The organism is Mesorhizobium sp. M7A.F.Ca.CA.004.12.1.1, assembly GCF_003997835.1.
Taxonomy (GTDB): Bacteria; Pseudomonadota; Alphaproteobacteria; order Rhizobiales; family Rhizobiaceae; genus Mesorhizobium.
Genome location: NZ_RZRK01000876.1, coordinates 1 through 2,478 on the forward strand (window position 1 = coordinate 1; position 2,478 = coordinate 2,478).

Genomic DNA, 2,478 nt, shown 5'->3' on the forward strand with positions numbered 1-2,478 from the left:
CTATCCGCACAGCGGCAGCGTCCATTCCGAGGATGCGCACGGCAAGAACGTCTACAACGATCCAGATCTCGCCGCTGCCTGTGCGCTCGAATATGTCGAGCAGGGTTTCAATGCCGTCAAGCTCGACCCCGCCGGCCCCTACACAGCCTTCGACGGCCATCAGCCGCGCCTCGTCGATATCGACCTGTCCACCCGCATGATCAAGGCGATCCGCGAGGCGGTCGGCACCCGCGCCGACATCCTGTTCGGCACGCACGGCCAGTTCACAGCGTCCGGCGCGCTGCGCATGGCGCGCGCCATCGAGCCCTACGATCCCTTGTGGTTCGAGGAGCCGGTGCCGCCTGATATGCCTGAGGTCATGGCCCAAGTGGCCCGCGCGACCTCGATCCCGATCGCCACCGGCGAGCGGCTAACGACCAAGTTTGAATTCGCCCGCGTCATCGAGAACCGCGCCGCGACCATCCTGCAGCCGGACCTCGGCCGCTCCGGCGGCATTCTCGAAACCAAGAAGATCGCCGCCATGGCCGAGGCCTACCACATCCAGATCGCACCGCATTGCTATTGCGGACCGATCGTCGGTGCGGCCAACATCCAACTGGCGGTGACGCTGCCCAATTTCCTCATCCTCGAATCGCTGAAGCAGTGGGACGGTTTCCACGCCACGCTGCTGAAGAAAAAGATCGAGTGGCAGGACGGCAAAATCATCCCCTCAAAGGAGCCCGGCCTCGGCGTCGAGCTCAACGAGGCGGTCTGCGAAGCACACCCTTACACGGGCAAGGACCTGCATCTGCAGATGATGCAGACGCCGCTGACGCCGTGAGCGAAAGCTACGCCTTCATCGGCCTTGGCCACCTCGGCGGCAACCTTGCCGCCAGCCTGATCCGCAACGGCTTTGCCGTCACGGTCTTCGACCGTGATCCCGCCGCCGTCGAGCGCCTGGTGGCGCTCGGGGCCACAGCGGCAAGCAGCCCCGCCGAGGCCGCCGCACGGGCCGGCAACGCAATCTCCTGCCTGCCCTCTCCGAAGGTGAGCGAAGCCGTGCTGGCGGGCGCCGATGGTCTGCTGGAGGGCCTGCCCGCAGGCGGCACCTGGATCGAGATGTCGACCAACGGCCGCGACGAAATTACCCGCCTCGCCGCCCTCGCCTCGGCCAGGGGCGTCGAGACGCTGGAATGCCCGGTCACCGGTGGCGTGCACCTGGCGGCGGCTGGGAAGATCACCGCGCTGGTCGGTGGCGACGCCGCACTCTATGAACGTCATCGCCCCGCCATCGAGGCGATGTGCGCAAAATCGTTTCTGATGGGCCCGGTCGGCTCGGCGGCGGTGATCAAGGTGATCACCAACATGCTCGCCTTCATCCATCTCGTTGCCGCCGGCGAAGCGCTGATGCTGGCCAAACGAGGCGGGCTCGACCTCGCCCAATCCTACCACGCCATATCAGCCTCCTCCGGCAACAGCTTCGTCCACGAGACCGAAAGCCAGCTCATCCTCAACGGCTCCTACGACATCGGCTTCACCATGGACCTGGCGCTGAAGGACCTCGGCTTCGCGCTCGCCATCGGCGAGCAGTCCGGCGTGCCGCTTGAGCTGGCATCGCGCGTCAACGCCATTTTTCAGCAAGGCAAGGCCGCCTATGGCGGCGGCGCCTGGTCGACCCAGATCGTCAAACTGTTGGAAGATGCCGTCGGCACCGACCTGCGCGCACCTGGTTTCCCGGCCAAGCTCGAACTCTGACGCCGGCTGGATATCAAACGATTTCAGGGCGTTGGCTGGATCGGCGGATCCATCTGAATCAATCTGTCAACGGCTTGATTCAATATCTGAGCGTCAATGCACCGGGCAGGATCTCGAAGGTCGCGGGTATGCGTCCCGGCGACTCGCCGTCTATGTCGACCAGCGCGCCATTCTCTGACGCATCGCCGAGCGGTTCGACCACCACTTTCCTGCCGCGCAGGATGGTGATCGCAGGATGATTGCGATGCCGGCCGCCATAGAGCAGCCGGATGTCCCAGATCAGCTTCAGCTTGCCGGCCGCGCGCAGGATGACGATGTCGAACTGCCCGTCGGTCAGTTCCGCATCCGGCGCGATCATCATGCCGCCGCCGAAGAACTTTCCGTTTGCCACCGCCACCAGCGCCATGCGCGCTTCGACGGGGACGCCGTCGTCGACCGTGATGCTGACCTCCTGGAAGCGGTAGCGGATGAACTCGACCACGGTGCGCCACAGGAACAGCGCCTTGGCCGACATCCTGCCCTTGCGCTTGTCGGCATTGACGGCGCGGTCAGTGGCGCCGGAAAGCCCCAGGCTGGCGATGTTGATGAAATGCCGGCTGGCCAGCGCGCCGTGATCGTCGACGTAGCAGATGCGTCCGGCATCGACCTTGCGGGGCGTGGCTTCGGCGATCCGCTTCAGCACGGCATCGACCTTTTTCGGCAGCCCTAGCCCACGCGCGAAATCGATGCCGGACGCATCTGCTA

At 65.1% G+C, this 2,478-nt stretch carries 2 protein-coding genes and 1 pseudogene; 2 read left to right on the top strand and 1 reads right to left on the bottom strand.

Annotation, left to right across the window (positions count from 1 at the left end; all coding sequences use genetic code 11):
* Both EN984_RS31080 and EN984_RS31085 read left to right on the top strand, forming a co-directional pair.
* On the top strand, positions 1 to 820 hold an 820-nt coding region (locus tag EN984_RS31080; RefSeq protein WP_164765772.1), incomplete at its 5' end, for a mandelate racemase/muconate lactonizing enzyme family protein.
* Positions 817 to 1,734, top strand: a complete 918-nt coding sequence (locus EN984_RS31085; protein WP_127268293.1) for an NAD(P)-dependent oxidoreductase — start codon at positions 817 to 819, stop codon at positions 1,732 to 1,734. The genes EN984_RS31080 and EN984_RS31085, both read left to right, overlap by 4 nt.
* A gap of 79 nt (positions 1,735 to 1,813) precedes the next feature.
* On the opposite strand, the pseudogene EN984_RS31090 reads toward EN984_RS31085, so the two are convergent.
* Positions 1,814 to 2,478 (bottom strand): annotated as a pseudogene (locus EN984_RS31090) (diacylglycerol kinase family lipid kinase); the annotation flags it as partial.